10 protein-coding genes are annotated in these 18082 nt (G+C 64.9%); all 10 read right to left on the bottom strand.

Features of this window, described 5'->3' with window-relative positions:
• Positions 1 to 110: 110 nt before the first annotated feature.
• The 10 genes from U0R18_RS08340 to U0R18_RS08385 all read right to left on the bottom strand — a co-directional run bounded on the left by U0R18_RS08340 (position 111) and on the right by U0R18_RS08385 (position 17980).
• Positions 111 to 797: a response regulator transcription factor gene (locus tag U0R18_RS08340; protein WP_526367743.1), complete on the bottom strand. Its 687-nt coding sequence runs from the start codon at positions 795 to 797 to the stop codon at positions 111 to 113.
• Positions 794 to 3328: a DUF4118 domain-containing protein gene (locus U0R18_RS08345; RefSeq protein WP_526368258.1), complete on the bottom strand. Its 2535-nt coding sequence runs from the start codon at positions 3326 to 3328 to the stop codon at positions 794 to 796. The genes U0R18_RS08340 and U0R18_RS08345 overlap by 4 nt, the downstream gene beginning before the upstream one ends.
• A gap of 73 nt (positions 3329 to 3401) precedes the next feature.
• Entirely contained in the window at positions 3402 to 4271 is an 870-nt protein-coding gene (locus U0R18_RS08350; RefSeq protein ID WP_526367744.1) for a potassium-transporting ATPase subunit C, read from the bottom strand.
• A gap of 3 nt (positions 4272 to 4274) precedes the next feature.
• Positions 4275 to 6410, bottom strand: coding sequence for a potassium-transporting ATPase subunit KdpB (gene kdpB, locus U0R18_RS08355; RefSeq protein ID WP_526367745.1), 2136 nt, complete (start codon positions 6408 to 6410; stop codon positions 4275 to 4277).
• 2 nt (positions 6411 to 6412) lie between these two features.
• Positions 6413 to 8083 carry a potassium-transporting ATPase subunit KdpA gene (gene kdpA / locus U0R18_RS08360; RefSeq protein ID WP_526367746.1) on the bottom strand — a complete coding sequence of 557 codons (1671 nt, stop codon included), beginning with the start codon at positions 8081 to 8083 and terminating at the stop codon, positions 6413 to 6415.
• Complete coding sequence (locus U0R18_RS08365) at positions 8084 to 8173, bottom strand: potassium-transporting ATPase subunit F (RefSeq protein WP_526367747.1); 90 nt, start codon at positions 8171 to 8173, stop codon at positions 8084 to 8086.
• A 265-nt stretch (positions 8174 to 8438) separates the two neighbouring features.
• Positions 8439 to 9137, bottom strand: a complete 699-nt coding sequence (locus U0R18_RS08370; protein ID WP_526367748.1) for a peptidoglycan endopeptidase — start codon at positions 9135 to 9137, stop codon at positions 8439 to 8441.
• A gap of 581 nt (positions 9138 to 9718) precedes the next feature.
• Complete coding sequence (locus U0R18_RS08375) at positions 9719 to 11695, bottom strand: ATP-binding protein (protein WP_526367749.1); 1977 nt, start codon at positions 11693 to 11695, stop codon at positions 9719 to 9721.
• A 253-nt stretch (positions 11696 to 11948) separates the two neighbouring features.
• Entirely contained in the window at positions 11949 to 14723 is a 2775-nt protein-coding gene (locus tag U0R18_RS08380; protein WP_526367750.1) for a class I SAM-dependent DNA methyltransferase, read from the bottom strand.
• Positions 14720 to 17980, bottom strand: a complete 3261-nt coding sequence (locus U0R18_RS08385; protein ID WP_526367751.1) for a helicase-related protein — start codon at positions 17978 to 17980, stop codon at positions 14720 to 14722. The genes U0R18_RS08380 and U0R18_RS08385 overlap by 4 nt, the downstream gene beginning before the upstream one ends.
• Between the last annotated feature and the right edge of the window lie 102 nt (positions 17981 to 18082).

The raw sequence follows: 18082 nt of genomic DNA on the forward strand, positions 1-18082 counted from the left end.
GGACCCCTTTCACACGGCATCGTTGTCGTGCTCGAGCCTGTCACCACGCGGAGGCCGGCCGGGCGAACGGCGTGCGTCGATCGGATGACATCACGGCGTCGGCGGCAGTGCTACTGCCGAAAACGGTAGCCCATGCCGGACTCGGTCAGCAGGTGTTTCGGATGCGAGGGATCGTCCTCGAGCTTGCGACGCAATTGCGCCAGGTACACCCGCAGATAGTGGGTCTCCTTGGCGTACGCGGGCCCCCAGACCTCGCGCAGCAGTTCTTCCTTGCCGACCAGCTTGCCCCGGTTGCGGACCAGCATCTCCAACATGCCCCACTCGGTGGGCGTCAGGTGTACCTCGGCGCCATTGCGGGTGACCTTCTTGGCGGCCAGATCGACGGTGAACGAGGATGTTTCGACGACGGGCTGGTCGGTCTCGGAGGCGGCGGCATTGCGGCGGACCGCGGCGCGCAGCCGGGCGAGGAACTCGTCCATCCCGAACGGTTTGGTGACGTAGTCGTCGGCGCCGGCGTCCAGGGCCTCGACCTTGTCCGAGGAGTCGGTCCGTGCCGACAGCACGATGACGGGGGCGGTCAGCCAGCCGCGCAGGCCGGCCAGCACTTCGATCCCGGACATATCGGGCAGGCCGAGGTCCAGGATCACCACATCCGGTTTGTGTTCGGCCGCGGCGTGCAGCGCGCCGGCACCGGTGGATGCCGTGGTCACCTCGTAACCGCGGACCGACAAGTTGATCCGCAGGGCGCGCAGGATCTGCGGCTCGTCGTCGATCACCAGCACGCGGGTCTTGGTCATGGTGCGTTCGCCAATTCCACCACCATGGTCAGACCGCCGCCGGGGGTGTCGGTGGCCGTCACGGTTCCACCCATCGCCGCCACGAAGCCGCGGGCCACCGAGAGGCCCAGGCCGACGCCGGTGGTGTTGTCCTGATCGCCGAGGCGCTGGAACGGCTCGAACATGCGCTCCCCGGTGTCGCCGGGCACGCCGGGTCCCGCGTCCACCACATTGATCAGCACCCGATCGGCCACCTGGCCGGCATTCACCCGGACCACCGTGCCGCCCGCATGGCGCAGGGCGTTGTCGATCAGGTTCACCAGCACGCGTTCGAGCAGTCCGGGGTCGGCCAGGGCTACAGCGTCGCCGACGTCCACCCGCACACGCTCGGGCTGGCCATCACCGAGTCCTGTTGCGGCCCGGGGAATCCCGAGCAGGGCCCGCTGCACCACCTCTTCGAGGTACACCCGGCGCAGGTCCGGGTGCACCACGCCGGCGGCCAACCGGGACGAGTCCAGCAGGTTGCCCACCAGCGCGGTCAGTTGATCCACGGACTCCTCGACGGTGGCCAGCAGCTCGGCGGTGTCCTCGGGGGAGAAGCCCACATCGTCGCTGCGCAGACTGGACACCGCGGCCTTGGCGCCGGCCAGCGGGGTGCGCAGATCGTGGCTGACCGCCGACAGCAACGAGCGACGCAGCTCGTCGGCCCGGGCGATCGCCTCGGCCCGGCCGGCTTCCTCCGTCAACTCGCGCTGCCGCACCAGCCCGGCTGCCTGCGCAGCCACTGCGGCCAGGACCCGGCGATCACGGGCCGGCAGTTGTCGTCCGGACAGCAGCAGCCAGAATTCGTCATCGCCGACCTCGATCGCAGTATCTGCCGATTCCGGTTCAGTACAAGGGTTTACACCCACTGTCGCCACTACATCGGCGTTACCGCGCACCAGGCTGACCGCCCGTTGGGAGTAGGTTTCACGGACCCGTTCCAGCAGGCCGGGCAGATCGGCGCCGCGCAGCACCGAACCGGCGAACAGGGTCAGCAGTTCGGCCTCCCGGGAGGCTCGGCGGGCCTCGCGCGCCCGGCTGGCGGCGCCGTCGACCAGGGCGGCCACCGCCACCGCCACCGCCAACAGAACCACGATGGTGATGGCGCTGTCCGGTTCGGCGATGGTGAACGTATGTCGCGGGGTCACCAGGAAGTAGTTGAGCAGCAATCCCGACAGGACGGCCGAGAGGGCGGCCGGTGCCACACCGCCGAGCAGTGCGACCACCAGCACTCCGATGAAGAACAGCGCGCTCTCGCCGCCGATGCCGAGGAACGGGTCGAGCAGCAGCACCGTCAGGGCGCAGATGGCCGAGGGCACCACGGCGGCGGCCACCCAGGACAGCCGGTGGCGCACGGTCGGTGTCACAAGTTCACGGCGCGATCCGGAGCGGGCCTGGTCGTGGGTCACCATGTGGACGTCGATCCGGCCGGACTGCTGGACCACGGCCGCGCCGATGCCTTCGTCGAACACCCTGGCCCAGCGGGAGCGCCGCGATGTGCCGAGTACCAATTGGGTGGCGTTCATCTGGCGCGCGAAATCCAGGAGCGCGCCGGGAATTCCACCGGCACTGTCGCCCACCACGGTGTGCAGGGTGCCGCCCAGGCTGGCGGCCAGTTCGCGGATGCGGCCCATCTGCGGGGCCGCGACACCCGAGAGCCCGTCGCCGCGGACCACGTGCACGATCATCAGTTCGGCACTGGACTTCTGCGCAATGCGGGAGGCGCGGCGTACCAGCGTCTCGGATTCGGCGCCGCCGGTGACCGCCACGACAACACGTTCGCGGGCCTCCCAGGTGGTGGTGATCTTGTTGTCGGCCCGGTACTTCACCAGCGCTGCGTCCACCTGGTCGGCCAGCCAGAGCAGCGCCAGTTCGCGCAGTGCGGTCAGGTTGCCGCGCCGGAAGTAGTTCGACAGCGCGGCGTCCACCTTCTCCGGTGCGTACACATTTCCGTGGGACAGTCGGCGCCGCAACGCTTCCGGTGTGATGTCCACCAGCTCGAGCTGGGCCGCCCGACGGACCACCTCGTCGGGCACGGTCTCACGCTGCTCGACGCCGGTGATCTGGGCGACGACATCGTTGAGGCTCTCCAGATGTTGCACGTTGACCGTGGAGATCACCGAGATGCCGGCGTCGAGCAGCTCTTCGACGTCCTGCCATCGTTTGGGATTGCGGCTGCCCGGCGTGTTGGTGTGCGCCAGTTCGTCGACCAGGACCACCTGCGGCCGGCGTGCGAGTACCGCGGGGACGTCGAGTTCGGCGAACTCGACACCGCGGTAGGGCACCAGCCGGGGCGGCACGATCTCGATGCCGGCGAGCTGTTCGGCCGTCTTGGCCCGGCCGTGCGTCTCCACCACCGCGGCGACCAGATCCGTGCCGCGTTCGAGCCGGCGATGCGCCTCGCCCAGCATGGCGAACGTCTTACCGACGCCGGGCGCGGCACCCAGGTAGATCCGCAGCTCACCGCGTTTGCGCGGATCACCCACCTCGGTGTCGTTCGCCGCGGAGATGTCCGGTGGCGCTTGACCACCGGAGGTCACCCGCGGCGGCTGAACGGAGTCCACCGGTCCATCATTCACCCGCTCACGGCTTCAGTGGATACGTCTGGTCGAGGGCCAGGTTCAGCTCGACCACGTTGACGGTCGGTTCGCCCAGGAATCCCAGTGCGCGGCCGGTGGTGTGCTGGGCCAGCAGGGCACCGATCTGGTCGACGGTGGTCCCGCGAACCCGGGCGATCCGCGCGACCTGCAGGTCGGCGTATGCCGGTGAAATGTGCGGATCCAGACCGCTGCCGCTGGCGGTGACGGCATCCGCGGGTACCGCGGGCTGGGTGTCGGTGGCACCGCGCACCGGCACGATCAACCCGGTCGCGTAGTCCGCACCCGGCTGCGCGCACTCGATGTTCACACCCTGATAGCTGTCGACGAAGGGCCGAGCGGTGGTGGCGCAGGGTTCGTTGACGCTGACGACCCGGCTGGGGTGGGGCACGGTGCCGTCGGCGTTCCGCGGGCCGAACACCGCGAGCACTGCGCCCACCCCGTTGCCCGTGCAGAATGGCCGCGCACCGTTGACGCCGTCGAGCGCCGCGACGGTCGCGCTGCGGCTGCAGACCTGGGTCAACAGGCTGGGCTTCCCGTCGGTGTCGATCATGCTCTCCGGCCCCAGGTTCGACGCACCGCTGCCCAGCGGATCGTAGTCGCCGGCCGAGGGTCGGCTCTGGAAGTACTGCGCGAGGGGCCGGCCGTCGGCATCGGTGAACGATTGGCCGATCAGGCTGCTGCCCATGGCTTTTCCGTCTATCCGCAGGATCGATCCGTCGGCGTTGGTCTTCAGGCCGGGTATCTGGGCGAGCAGCCAGATCGCTAGCGGGTAGGTCAGCCCGAGCAGGACGGTCAGGACGGCGAGCGCCCGCAGGGCGGCCCAGTGCTGGCGGATGATGCTGGACAGGTTCATTTCTCAGGCCATTCCGGGAAGCAGTGCGACCATCAGGTCGATCAGTTTGATGCCGATGAACGGGGCGATGATGCCGCCCAGTCCGTATACGCAGAGGTTGCGGGACAACAGCTTCGACGCGCTGGCCGGTGTATACCGCACACCGCGCAGCGACAGCGGGATCAGCGCCACGATGATGGCGGCGTTGAAGATCACCGCCGACAGGATGGCCGACTGTGGGCTGTGCAGCCGCATCACGTTGAGCACATCCAGGCCGGGGAACAGCGTGACGAACAGTGCCGGGATGATCGCGAAGTACTTGGCGATGTCATTGGCGATGGAGAAGGTGGTCAACGCGCCACGAGTGATCAGTAGCTGCTTGCCGATCCCGACGATCTCGATCAGCTTGGTCGGGTCGGAGTCGAGGTCGACCATATTGCCGGCCTCCTTGGCCGCCGACGTGCCGGTGTTCATCGCGACGCCGACATCGGCCTGTGCCAGCGCCGGGGCGTCGTTGGTGCCGTCGCCGGTCATCGCGACCAGCTTGCCACCGGCCTGCTCCTTGCGGATCAGCGCGAGCTTGTCCTCGGGGGTGGCCTCGGCCAGAAAATCATCGACACCGGCCTCATCGGCAATTGCCTTGGCGGTCAAGGGGTTATCGCCGGTGATCATGACGGTGCGGATGCCCATCCGGCGCATCTCGTCGAACCGTGCCCGCATGCCCTCTTTGACCACATCCTTGAGGTGGATCACGCCCAGCAGTTCGGCGGCGCCGTCGACCGCGCTGGCGACCACCAGTGGTGTCCCGCCGGCGGCGGAGATCCCGTCGACCAGCTGGCCCAGTTCGGCCGGCACTCGCCCGCCCTGCGCACGGACCCATTCGGCGACGCTGCTGGCCGCGCCCTTGCGCAGCTGGTGGCCGTCGGCCAGATCGACACCCGACATCCGGGTGGTGGCGGAGAACTCGACCCAGTGTGCGTTGGCCAGCTCACCGGGTGTGCGGGCGCGCAGCCCGTGATTGTCCTTGGCGAACACCACGATCGAGCGACCCTCGGGTGTCTCATCGGACAGGCTGGACAACTGCGCGGCACCAGCCAATTGCTCGATACTCACCCCGGCCAGCGGGATGAAATCGGATGCCTGCCGGTTGCCCAGCGTGATGGTGCCGGTCTTGTCCAGCAGCAGGGTATTGACGTCACCGGCGGCTTCGACGGCGCGGCCCGACATGGCCAGGACGTTGCGCTGTACCAGTCGGTCCATCCCGGCGATGCCGATGGCGCTGAGCAGCGCACCGATGGTGGTGGGGATCAGGCATACCAGCAGGGCCACCAGGACGATGCCGCTGATTCCGTCGCCGGTCAGCGAAAGCGATTCAGGTACACCGGGATTGTTGGCCTTGGAGTAGATGGCCAGCGGCTGCAGCGTGGCCACGGCGAACACGAAGATGATGCTCAACGCCGCCAGCAGGATGTTCAGCGCGATCTCGTTGGGGGTCTTCTGCCGATTGGCGCCCTCCACCAGTGCGATCATCCGGTCGACGAAACTCTCGCCGGGTTTCTGGGTGATCTGCACGGTGATGCGGTCCGACAGCACGGTGGTGCCGCCGGTGACGGCCGACCGGTCGCCGCCGGATTCCCGGACCACCGGCGCGGACTCGCCGGTGATGGCCGATTCGTCGACGGCGGCAATACCGTCCACCACGTCGCCGTCGCCGGGAATGACCTCGCCGGCCTCGACCACCACGATGTCGCCCTGCGCCAGCAGCGGGGCGGCCACCACATCCTCGGTGCCGGGGCGGCCAGGTGCCCACCCGGTGAGTCGGCGGGCCATGGTGTCGGCCTTGGTCTTTCGCAGCGACTCGGCCTGCGCCTTGCCCCGGCCCTCGGCCACGGCCTCGGCGAGGTTGGCGAACAGCACGGTGAGCCACAGCCACACCACGATCAGCCAGGCGAACCAGCTGGGCCGCAATACCGCGAGCAGGGTGGACCACACCGCGCCGATCTCGACGATGAACATCACCGGATTGCGCCACAGGGTGCGCGGATCGAGTTTGCGCAGCGCGTCGGGGAGCGAGGTCCAGAGGAACGTGGGGTCGAACAGGCCGGCCTTTGTCCGGTGCTGGGTGGGGCTCCGTGTTGGAAGTGCTTCGGTAACAGTCATTGTCAGTGGATTCCCTCGGCGAGTGGGCCCAGCGCGAGCATGGGCAGGAAGGTCAACGCGACCAGGATCAGGGTCACTCCGGCAACCATCCCGACGAACTGCGGTCGATGGGTCGGTAGCGTGCCGATCGATTCCGGGGTACGGCCCTGGGCGGCAAGAGATCCCGCCAGCGCGAGCACCAGGATGATGGGCACGAACCGGCCCAGCACCATCGCGAGGCCCAGTGCGGTGTTGTACCAGGTGGTGTTGACCGACAGCCCGGCGAACGCCGAGCCGTTGTTGTTGGCGGCCGAGGTGAAGGCGTAGAGCACCTCGGACAGCCCGTGCGGCCCGGTGTTGAGCATGCCGGCCCGTTGACCGGGCAGCGCCATGGCCACCGCGGTTCCGGTCAACGCGATCAACGGGGTGGCCAGGAAATAGCCAGCGGCGAACTTGATCTCGCGGGGCGTGATCTTCTTGCCCAGATATTCCGGTGTGCGTCCGACCATCAGCCCGGCCACGAACACGGTGATGACGGCCAGGATCAACATGCCGTACAAACCGGAACCCGCTCCGCCCGGCGCGATCTCACCGAGCTGCATGTTGAACATGGTCATCATGCCGCCCAGGCTGGTGTAGGAATCGTGGAACGAGTCCACCGCGCCCGTGGACGTCAACGTGGTGGCGCCGGCGAAGATGGCCGAATCCGCGACGCCGAAACGCTGTTCGACACCTTCAGTGGCCGCGCCGACGGCCGTCGGGACCGTGCCATGGGCCTGCAACTGGAACCGCAGCACCAACGTGACGCTCAGGATCGCCAGCACGGCCATTACCGCGGCGATGGCCCGGCCCTGTTTCGGGCTGTCGACCATCCGGCCGAACGTGCGCGGCAGCGAGAAGGCGATCAGCAGCAGCAGGAAGATCTCGACCCAGTTGGTCCACGCCGTCGGGTTCTCGAAAGGGTGCGCCGAATTGGCGTTGAAGAAGCCACCGCCGTTGGTGCCCAGTTCCTTGATGGCCTCCTGGCTGGCGACCGGGCCGCCGGTGATGGTCTGCTGCGCACCGGCCAGGGTGCTCACCACCTGGTCGTGCAGGTGGAAGTTCTGGATCACGCCGCCAGTGACCAACACGACGGCCGCCACGGTTGCGATGGGCAGCAGGATGCGGATGCTGCCGCGCACCAGGTCGACCCAGAAGTTCCCGAGGTCGCCGGTATCGCGCCGCGCGAAGCCCCGGACCAAGGCGACCGCCACGGCCATGCCCACTGCGGCCGAGACGAAGTTCTGTACGGCCAACCCGGCCATCTGGACCAGATGACCCTGCGTGGTCTCGCCCGAATAGGCCTGCCAGTTGGTGTTGGTGACGAAGCTGATTGCGGTGTTCCAGGCCAGGTCGGGTGTCATGGCGGTGGCGGGATCGTTGAGGTGCAACGGCAGGCGGCCCTGCACCAGTTGGAAGAAGAACAGACCCAGGACACTGACCGCGGAGAACGCCAGCACGCTGCGGGCGTAGGCGCCCCAGTTCTGCTCGGCGCGCGGATCGGCGCCGATGACGCGGTAGATCGCCCGCTCGACGCGGGAATCGCGGGCGCTGGTGTAGACGCGGAACATGTAGTCACCGAGCGGGACGTGCACCGCGATCAGGGCGACGATCAGCGACGCCAGGAAGCAGATCCCGGCGGTGGTGGAGGTCATCTAGAACCTCTCTGGAAACAGCAGGGCGGCAACGAGAAACAGCGCCACGGCGATAGCGAGTACCAGGCCGATGGAGTTGGTGGGGCTCACCGCTCGACCATGCGCTGCAGGTAGCCCAGCAGCGCGAAGACCGCCAGGGTGAAGAAGACGAACGCCAGAACTGTCATGGCTCGACGCTATGACCGCCGCAGTGGGCCGGCCGCTTCCTTGACGGTTTCTTTACGCCGACGGCGCTGTCCCTTACGGCTTTCCCTCGTGATCTGGACCTCGCTCTGAGCGCAGAACAGATGGCCCGGAAAGCAACGATCCCGCCGGACCGGAGCCGGGCGGGATCATTGCGATCGTATTGGGTTCGTCAGATAGGGGTATTCACCGGTGCATCGCCGGGCGCCGGTGCCGGCGGGGGTACCTGGACATTGTCGGCCGGCACGATGACCGGTCCGTCCGGCGGCGGCGGGAGCTCACCGTCGGCGGGCGGCGGGGGCATGGTGGCCAGATCGGCGGCCACCACGGCGGCCTGATCGCCCATCGGCGGGGCGTCCAGCGGAAGCGGCGGGGCCGGATCGGCCGGCGGCGGGGGTGCAATGTCGGCGACATTGATGATGGCCGGGGCGTTCGGATCCACGGGGGCGTTGGGATCGATGGGTGCCATCGGATCGATCGGGGCGTCGGGCGCCGCGACATCCATCGGCAGATACATATGGTGGGTGAACTGAGGCTGGTAGGCACCGCCACCGCCGACCCGGACGCCACCGCCGCGCTCACCGCTGGAAACCGGGGTGCCGTCGGGCAGCGTGACGGCCGTGTGGCCGCCGTTCCAACCGATCACCAGGGCGTTGGGCGCGGTGCCGTACTTGAAGCCGCGAGCCAGCAGAGCGGCCTCTTCATTGCCCGTGTGGAAGCGATCTCCGAAGGTCGGACGTCCGGTGGCGGTGTTGGCAACCCACGAGGCCAGTCCTGAGCAGTCGGTGCCTGCAGGCGAATCGCCGCCGGGGATGTAGGGGGTTCCTGAGACCTGATTGATGAGTCCCATCAGGGTGACAAGAGCGAACATAATGAAGCACGGTAAACACACATTTCGGGGTTCGCCAATTCTGTGAACTGGGTCACCATGTCCTGAATGGACCCTCGTTGACAGCTCATAATAATGGCTAAAAATCGCCCTGAACAGCCATTTTAAGAAATATCACGCAAACCATAAGAGAAAAGTAAGACCAGTTCAGAATGGCGCGTGCGAATAGATTCCGAAGTTTGTGAGATCTATCCGTGTTGCTTCTGTTGCTGTTGTTACCCGTTCGTGATCGACGAGAGAATGGTCTGTGATCGCGAAGGCAGTGTGGGGCGCTGCTGGGCCCGCCGGGACCGTCGCGGCGAGGGTGAGTCCATGAACCGCGCGGCGTGGCACTGGCACTAACGTCATGGGCGTGTAGCGACTCCCGGGCTCGGGACCTACGCGCCCCTATAGCCCAATTGGCAGAGGCAGCGGACTTAAAATCTTCTGAACTGGGCGTTTGTTGCGTTTGCTGGCCGCGGTCGTGGCCGGAAGAGTCGTCTCCAACTGGGGTTACGGCGTTGGTTGCCTTGGCGGGTGTAGGGGCCGAACGAAAGTGCTGCGGTATCTACTGCGGTATCGCATTAAGCCGATTGAACCGCTCGGCTGGAGGATTCTTCGGACTCCGCGGGCAGGAATTGTGAATACTTTTCCCGGAGGTATGCCAGGCCGGAATCGTGGGACGTCTCGTACTCCAGCGAGTTCTGTACGAACTTGAGCCGGTGTTCGGCGTCGGAGATCAACTCGCTCCACTGTTTCACGACTATCCGGTAAGGGGTTTCCTGCACGACGCCGAACGGCAGATGCATCTGCCGCCTCTGTTCGTCGACTGTGCGGGTTGTCTCGTTGCCCACAAGCCAGAAGTCCCATTTCACGTTCGGCTGCGCGAATGACTCGTCGTTGACGATGGCACTGGCGTAGGAGCGCAGCTGACTTACGTCGTCGTCATCGAGCTTGTGCTTCGGACGCTTTAGCTCGACCACGAGGTGCTCGAAGGAGTCGGCGTTGGTCTGCAACCGGCGCCCGAGCACCAGGTCCGGAATCGCATCGGAGCCGTCCTCCAACCGCACCTCCTTGAGGTCGGCTAGCTCGACCTCCGTCCCCAGCTTCCTAAGGAACTTCTTGAGCACTTTTGTCAGGCGTTCATCGTCACCGGTGAGGCTCCACTCCTCACCGAAGATCCAAGTCTCGTGCGCGAGGATACGGTGGAGCTGCCGGCGCTCTAGAAGCCGTCGCTTGATCTGTCGGTCGAACAGGATGGTGCTCAACCCGCTGAGGAAGTCCATGCGGGTACCGATTGCCCGGCCCGTCTGGATCAGCTGCGTGAGGGTGGTGTGTTTCAGCAGCTGCGCGAGTTCGTCGACCCGTGACTTCGGGAGCCGCGCCAGATCGGACAGTATCGGCAGGAGTGCTTCGGGGTCGGTCTCGAAAGTCTCTTTGAGGAGCCGCAACGCCATTGCCTTCGGCCCGCCGCTCTTGCTCTCGTCGATGGTTCGGGAGGCCGCGAGGGCCACGACCTTGAACGCGTCCCGGGTCGCCTCTTCGACGGGCGTCTTCGGTTCGTCCTTGTAGGGCCATACACCTTCGTCGTTCCACCGCTTGACCGTTGCGGCTTCCCGGAGTCGTTGCCGCTCAGCGAGATGGTCGCGCAACGCGTCACGGCCCGCTGCGATCAGACGCCCCCGCGGTGTGTCGGTGTCGTCTTCCAACCCGACCGGGTCGTCGCTGACGAATCCCTTCCACGTCAGGTAGGCAGTGAATTCCGAGCCGGGTGACTGGATTCTGGCTTCTACCTCGTCAAGGACGCGAGCGTCCGCATCGCAGAGGAAGATGGACCGCCGCACGTTCTGCAGGTTCCACTCGATCACCGTAAGGGTGGCTTCGCCCTTCCAGCGATCTGCGTCGATCAACGGGATGTCTTGACGATGAATCTCGACCGACGCTGGGTCTATATCCTCGCCGAGGAAACGGATGTGAAAGTCCTTGTAGCGCTCAAGGTTCAGTGCAAACTCGGTCAAAATTGCCTGCCGGAGGTCGTCAGGAGCGCCAAAACTAGCCACTGCTGCCGGAGCCAGCTGATGGATGGTGACAATCGTCCCGGAATCGGTGACATCGGCTTCCACGTCGAACGCTTCGATGTCGAAGGTGTCGAGCGACGATCTGTTGCCGGTCACCTGCACAACGCCGAGGCCGCCCCTCACTCGCTCCGAAGTAGAAACCCAGCGAACCACGTTACCCAGCGCGAACGCTGCGTACCGGCCACGGCCATGGCGACCATGTACGACGCGCTCCCCGCTCTTGCTTCGAGTACCTGCCATGAGCTTCCAGCTGTCGCCGACGCGGGAGAACGCGTGCTCGGCCTTCTCCCGGTTCATGCCGTGGCCGTCGTCGGTCACGGCGATCTGCTCAACCCCGCCGAGCTCGTTGTATTCGCACGTCACCGAGACCTTGTGCGCGTCTTCGTCGAAGGCGTTCCAGATGAGTTCAGTCAGCCCGGCGGAGGGTTTTTTGACGTACCCCTCCAGGATGGACTGACCTGCCTGGACTTTGACCGTGGTCATGTACGCATAGTTTCACGCAGGTACGACGGCGACGTGGTGGTTGCAGCAAAGCCCCACGTCATTGGGTCGGCCCACCCTGCCAGTAGTCCACCGCGGCGTCTGACTCGTACAGAGCCGTAGTGTCCGTTCCGGCCCGCGCAAGTACCGATACTGGCCTTGGAGTATGGAGGACGCACTCCGACGAGTGAACGCTGACGAGCCGCAATTGGGAAAGTCGCCGTGACGAAACCGGTCAGGGAACTTCGGTGTCGGTTCACGGACAATCAAGTCGATTCACTGGTCCTGCTGATTGCGGTTGGGCCATCTCCCGATATCGCTGGAATAGAACGCGCTGCCGACGCAGCTCCGAGTGGTCCGCGGGATCAAGCCCAAACAGGCTATCGACGGCGCGATCGAGAGAATCATGCGCTGCGATCACTTCCCCTGGGATTGCAGCCGGGGTATACAGATCCGCCAGCGATAATTCTGGCCGCAATTCGCGTGCGGCGAGCACTTCGGCACCGGCCCGGATGACGCGGTCACGTTCCTTTGCCCCCGTGTCCGGCAACGGGAACGTATTCCACGACAGCAACTTATTGAAGCGCAAGTCTGACTTTATCCGTCCCCCTACGGTTTTCTGCCACGTAATGAACATGGTCGACGAGATGATCGCGAAGACGAACCCATCCGGATCGGGCGACAGAAAGTTCGCGTCGCTGCAAATCACATCTGCGGCGTAGTGGTTGCTGAGGAAGTAGGGCCGCGTCTCGCTCACGTGTCTCGGGATGCACAGATAGGCAACCTTCGGTTGTGCAATTTGACGGAAAAGATGCGGGGTCGAGGCGGCGTCTCTGGTTGATGCAGCTGTACTGCTCGCCCGGAACTCTCGGACGCCTTCCACTCTGGCGTTGAGCACCGGGCTGCGCGATATGTCCCCCGGATGCGCATCGACCAACCACAGGCAGTAGCGAACGCTGTTGTGAAGCAGTTCGCGAGCGCCGACGAACCTGCGGAGGTACTGCTTCGCGACCGGGTCCGCGGCTACGGTCTCGTAGTCTTCTCGTTCAACGATCAGACACCCCCCATCGGTGGGCTTGTTGCCATAGGCGACTTCTCCCAGTTGAGGATTGATCGGCCGCGTCGCGGAATGCACGATCACGGTAGGACCGTCGGTCAGGTAGGGCGTGATGTTGCTGACACCGACAACCTCCGAAGGGGCCGAATCGGGTGTGTCGTAGGCAAATAGGCGCGGCTTGAAGTCACCCTTTCCGAAGCCAACAATCACGCAGTGAACCGCCGCGCCGCCAGTAGCCTCTGTGGTCCAGCGGAACGTTCGATGTGCGAAAGAAACCCGCCATCCCTCTTCGAATATCGGTCCGAACAAGGGCGCTACCACCTCGCCCTGAGTGATGGAATTAGTGGTCACAAACCCCCATCGCCCAGACTTCTCTCGAAAATAGCCGAGTGCTTTCGCGTGCCACCCAGTGACGAAGTCGAGTGTGCCGTGATACCTATCGCCCCACACATGCTGGAGGTCGGCGGTCTGTTCGGCGGATCGCAGTGAGATGCCGAGGAAAGGCGGGTTGCCGAGGATCACAACGTGCTCTGACGGGGGTACAACCGAGGTCCAATCGGTGTGTAACGCGTTGCCATGGACGATAGTCGGTGCGATGGCTATCGGCAGACGGTCCGGAGCCTCGCCAAACTCTTCGGCCATCTGTTGATTGGCTAGGTGATCAACGAGCAGCATCGCGGTCTCGGCGATACGGGCCGGCCACTCCTCGATCTCGATTCCGAAGAAGTGGTCGAGCGTGATTTTGATGTTCGCGGTGACGTCGAGCGAGAGCTGGGCGCGCTCGACCTTCTTACCCGCGGCGATTGCCTCCATGTCGAGGTCGCGGCGACGTTTGAGGAGGTCCAGCTCAAGAGCACGTAGTTCCCGATAGGCGACGATGAGGAAGTTGCCGCACCCGCATGCAGGGTCGAGGAAGCGAAGCTGCCCAAGTTCATTGTGCAACTTACTGAGTTGGCCCTTGTCGTTCCACGCCCGGTCGAGTCGATCGCGGTAATCGTCAAGGAACAGGGGTTGGATCGTTTTGAGGATATTCTCCTCGGTGGTGTAGTGCTCACCACCGTGACGCCTCGCCTCTCTACTTTTTACCGTCTGGAACATGGAGCCGAAGACCGCCGGGGAGATCACCGACCAGTTGAAACTGCACGCCTCCAGCAGCGCACCGCGAAACTCCGCTGGCAACGGCGGTAACCGCAGTGGGTCCTCGAACAGCCCGCCGTTGATGTAGCGGAAGAAGCTGAGCGGGCCGCCCGCCTCCACATTCCGGCGATCGACCGGGGTGTTGAGCACCTCGAACAGTTCGACCAGATCGGTATGGAGAGTCTCCGCGCTGGTGTGGTTGCGGAGGTGATTCTCGAACAGTGCTGGCGGCTTCCACATATCCGCGTCGTCTCCGAAGAGCAGGAACAGCAGTCGCGCGAGTAGCAGGGTGGCGTCGTGTTCGCCGACGCCGGCGGATTCGAGGTGGGTGTACAGCGTGCCCATGAGGCGCGCGGCCGCGACGGACGCCGTCTCGGCTTCTCGATCAAACGCATCACGCATCCGATCCAGCAGCGTGACGAGCGGGAGATCTTCGTCGAAGTCCAGCTCGATCGCTTGCAGACGATCAGAGAGATGAGTGGTTCGGTCACCGTTGTGATATTGATGCACAACGAGTTTCGAGTTGGTAGACCCGAGTTGCTTCCGGCGCGGCCATCGCCATTCCTGCCGGTGCTCATCGGTGAAGATAACGAGCCGCTCCAGGTTGTCCTTGCCTACAAGGACGTCGATCTGCCGCTGCACGGGGCGCGGTGGCAACACCGGGCAGTGCCAGATGCGCAGGCCCTTGTACCCAGCCACCTGATTGAGGGTGTAGTCGGCTCCGTCGACCTCGAGTGTCAGCGCCGGCCGGTCGGGGTTGTCCCAACCGAGTTCGTCGATGAATAGAGTGCGGAACTCATGCGCGTCGACGAGGTCGAGGAGCCGGTTGTCAGTCATTCTGAAATTCCCATGCTGGAGACGATCCGGATCGGGTCCTTGCCACTGCGGGCGGTGACGGTGAGATCCCCGTCTCGATGTAGTGCGGCGACAAGCGTGGCGAGTTCGTCGTTGCTCGCCTGATTGCGGACGGCCCGACGGAGCCGGTTCTCGGCGTCTTTGGTGAGTGGATGCTGATACAGGTCGTCGAGAGCCGCCGAGGTGTCAGCATTGTGGTTGTGCAGCGTGGCGCCCAAGCGGTTCCAGAGGGTTCGACGGACACCCCTGAGCCGGCCAGCGGCGAGGGTCGGCGTGGCCAGTGGGCCGCGAACCAGGGTCTCAATCAGCTTGTCGTGGTCCCCAGCCGGCTCCAGACCGGGTTCTTCAGGAACCGCTTCGAAGGTCTTGAGCACCTCGTGGCCGGTGAGTAGCGATGTGGTGCCGTCCGAGGTGGCGCGTCCGAACCCATCTACACCGGAGTCGGTACGGACGTAGCACACCACCCCAGTGTCGTTGTCGGTCATACGCTTTCGGCGTGTAGCCGAGATCATGTCAGGCAGACCTGCGATCTTCGCTGCGAGGTCCGGGTCGTCATCGGTTGCCTGTGTCCAGTGCTGGTAGGCGAGGCTCGACGCGTCGACGTCGTCTCCGGAATCGTTGTCGTCAAGGTTCCCGTTGTATAGGTCCGTGATGGTTTGGGTCTCGCCGGCGGAGCCGAAGAACAGCTCGTCGGAGCCGAAGGCCTCGGCGTTGGCGTGTAGGCGGGCGCTGATGCGGCGCCGCAGGTCGATCACGTTGTCCACCGACTCGTGGAAGAAGGAATACAGCAGGACTGTGTCAGCTTGTTGCCCGACACGGTCGACACGGCCAGCGCGCTGGATGAGTCGGATGATGGCCCACGGCAAGTCGTAGTTGACGACGATGTGCGCGTCCTGCAGGTTCTGCCCCTCGCTGAGTACGTCGGTGGCGATGAGGACTCGCAGCTCCTCGTCGGGAGTGACGTCGGGTTCGTGGCCGGGCAGGGTGTTCGAGTGCGGGGAGAACCGCTGCGCGAGGCGGGTCGGGTTCTCGCTGTCTCCTGTGGCGACGCCGACCTTGTCGGTTCCCGCAGCTTTCAGCGCAGCCCCAATGTACTCAGCGGTGTCCTTGTACTCGGTGAACACCAGAACCTTCTCGTCCGGGTGGTCGGACTGAAGCAGGTGGATGAGGGCGTCCAGCTTGGAGTCGGTCTCCGGCTTCCAGTCGCCGTAGAGGGTGAGCAGCCCCCGCAGCGCCGTCGTGTCCTCGAGCAGAGCGACCCGCAGCGCGGGGGTGAACAGCTCTGGGCGGATCCAGGTGAGGCCGGCGGGGTTGGTCTCCTGCAGCTGCGTGTAGCGGGCGTCCGCGGTGGCCGCCGTATCTTCGTCGTCCTCATTGTTCGGGTCGGTGTCCTCACCGAACTGGTTCTCGGTGATCGTCCCGGCGGGGATCGCCAACCCGTTGTCGATCGCGTACAAGAACAGCTCGTTGCGGGCGACGTGCCGTTTCAGCGACAAGGTGAACGAGTGTCCGCAGGATGAGAGTCGCTTGTAGAAGGTCGTGCGGACGAACCCGGCGACGTGCCCCCGACCGCGGGCCAGGTTGTCGATGAATTCTTGCTCGGTCTCGGTTGGCGCCGCAGTGTCTGAGAGGTAGTTGCCGAGCTCGTAGCGGGGCAGGCGCAACGCTGTGATGGTGTCCAGGGTGACGTCGCCGGCCATGAGTGCCGCGGGATCGTCTTTGCCGAAGGAATGGTCTACGGGTTTCGGGATGCGTTGCGGGAAGCGGAATCTGCTGCCGTCGGCGAATTCGAGGTACTGGCCTTCGGCGTCGGTCTGCGCGAAGTTGTTCTTGATGAAGGTGCGGGTCCGACGCACCAGGTGCTCGCTCATAAGACGCTTCCAGTCGTCTGGATCCTCGGACCGCCGGAAAGCCGCCATCGTGGTTGTCTTCCCATCAACCTTGTCGACGAGCTGAGGATCGGCAGCGATCGCATTGACCGGGGCAATGCCTAAGTCATCGTCGTCGTCGATGTAGAGGCCGAGCTGGTTAGCCACGTCCTGGAACCGGATGTTGTACGGGGTGGCCGTCAGCAGCAGGGCTTTGCTGTCGTTCGCGTCGATGTAATTCCGGATCGCCTGGTAGTCGCGGCGGGCGTCGTTGCGCAACGTATGGGATTCGTCGACGACCACCAGCTGGTATCGGCGCAGCGTGGGCAGCACCGCGTGGGCCATTGAATACGGAACCACGCAGCCGTGTAGGTCGTAGGCCTCGAAGTGCTCTTTCCACATCTTCACGAGATTCTTCGGGCATACCACCAGTGGCATGTAGCCGTGCTCATCGCGCAACATCAGCGCGACCGCGATCGCCGTCAGCGTCTTGCCGAGCCCGACCACGTCTCCGAGCATGGTCCCGCTGCGTGTCATGATCCGTCGCGCCAGAGTTTGCACCGCGGTGGCCTGATACCCCAGCAGCTGCTCGCGGATACCACTCGGCACCGAGTACTCGGCCAAGCCTTCGCGGACGTCGCGGGACAGGTCGTAGCAGACCTTCAGGAACACCTCGTAGGGCCTGCGCGGGTCCCGTCGCGCCCAGGACTCGTCGAGCAGGTCGAGTAGGTCAGCGGTGATCGGGCGGCTGAACTTGTCGTCCCACCTGTCGGTGAACCACTCCGCGAGATCCTTCGCCGCTGTCGTGTCGAGGACGTCGACGTTCAGCTCGAAGTTCACGGTGAGACCGGGGCGGGTGAGGTTCGAGGAGCCGACGAAACCGGTGATCGGGTTGTTGAGATCCTCGCGGTGGCAGATGTACGTCTTGCCGTGCAGTGGGCGGCGTGTGTGCACCTTGATCTCGATCGCGCCGGACCCCAAGAGGTCGCGCAGCGACTGCAGAACTACCCGGTCCGCGGCGGTGGGCAACCCCCGCATCAGCTGAAGGCGGAGCTGTTCGATCAGGATCGCCTTACGCTCCCGCGCGGTATTCGCGTCCGCGTCGGATTTGTCGGTGCCTTCCAGGTCCGCTTGCAGTGCGTCGAGCGTCTCCTGCTGCACGCCGGCGGTGACCATGCCGATGAGGATCCGGACGATCGGTGGATCGCCCTCGCTCCAGCCCGCGGCCTTCTCTTTGACCAGCTGATCGAAGACGGCCCATCCGCGCAGATTGAAATAGCCGACGGCAACGTCCATCGTGTTCGACACTTGGAGCGTCTTCTCCAGGTGTGAGCCCAGGTCCAGCTTGATGTTGTCGAAGATCCGCGTCACCGCTTGCGCCCGCTTCCTGCCTTGAGGTCGGAGCCCTTATTACAGCACCGCGCCGACTGTCGCCTCGTTAACGACGGTCTGCACCGCAACTGTTCGCCGACA

It is taken from the genome of Mycobacterium sp. (genome assembly GCF_046330795.1).
GTDB lineage: Bacteria > Actinomycetota > Actinomycetes > Mycobacteriales > Mycobacteriaceae > Mycobacterium.

Bases quoted from the DNA above. Each gene is read 5' to 3' on its own strand.
- U0R18_RS08380 (WP_526367750.1), bottom strand. From the start codon at position 14,723: ATGACTGACAACCGGCTCCTCGACCTCGTCGACGCGCATGAGTTCCGC.
- U0R18_RS08375 (WP_526367749.1), bottom strand. From the start codon at position 11,695: ATGACCACGGTCAAAGTCCAGGCAGGTCAGTCCATCCTGGAGGGGTAC.
- U0R18_RS08350 (WP_526367744.1), bottom strand. From the start codon at position 4,271: ATGAACCTGTCCAGCATCATCCGCCAGCACTGGGCCGCCCTGCGGGCG.
- U0R18_RS08370 (WP_526367748.1), bottom strand. From the start codon at position 9,137: ATGTTCGCTCTTGTCACCCTGATGGGACTCATCAATCAGGTCTCAGGA.
- kdpA (WP_526367746.1), bottom strand. From the start codon at position 8,083: ATGACCTCCACCACCGCCGGGATCTGCTTCCTGGCGTCGCTGATCGTC.
- kdpB (WP_526367745.1), bottom strand. From the start codon at position 6,410: ATGACTGTTACCGAAGCACTTCCAACACGGAGCCCCACCCAGCACCGG.
- U0R18_RS08340 (WP_526367743.1), bottom strand. From the start codon at position 797: ATGACCAAGACCCGCGTGCTGGTGATCGACGACGAGCCGCAGATCCTG.